Here is a 504-nt window from a genome sequence, read left to right as displayed (position 1 = left end):
CCAACTCATCAACCGCCGCCGCGAACGCCGGCTCCTCGGCCAACAACCGCCGACCCATCCCCGCCCACTGCGACCCCTGACCCGAGAACACGAACACCGTCCCCGACCCACACACACCCTCATGCGCCGCAACGACACCGGCGGCGGCGCCACCGGTGGACAGCGCACGGAGCCCGGCGACGACCTGCGCGTGCTCGCGGGCGCAGACGGTGGCGAAGGCGCTGTGGCGGGCCCGGTGGTGGTTGAGGGTGTGGGCGATCTCGGCGAGCGGCACGTCGCGGCCGGATTCGGTCATCCAGTCCGCCAGGGCGCCTGCGGTCGCCGCGATCCGCTTGGTGGATCGCCCGGAGACGACCAGGGTGTGAACGGGTGAATCAGGTTGTGTCAGCGGGGTGGTCGGCTCGGGTTCGGGTTCGGGTGCTTGTTCGATGATGATGTGGGCGTTGGTGCCGCTGACCCCGAACGACGACACCCCGGCCCGACGAGGCCGATCCACCGCCGGCC

At 71.4% G+C, this 504-nt stretch carries 1 protein-coding gene; it reads right to left on the bottom strand.

Annotated elements, in window-relative coordinates:
- Positions 1 to 504 (bottom strand): acyltransferase domain-containing protein (locus E4P42_RS26830; RefSeq protein WP_135129656.1); only part of this gene is annotated, 504 nt, incomplete at both ends.

It is taken from the genome of Mycobacterium sp. PS03-16 (assembly GCF_004570325.1).
In the GTDB taxonomy this organism is placed as follows: Bacteria; Actinomycetota; Actinomycetes; order Mycobacteriales; family Mycobacteriaceae; genus Mycobacterium.
This window is presented reverse-complemented; position numbering and strand designations above follow the sequence as displayed.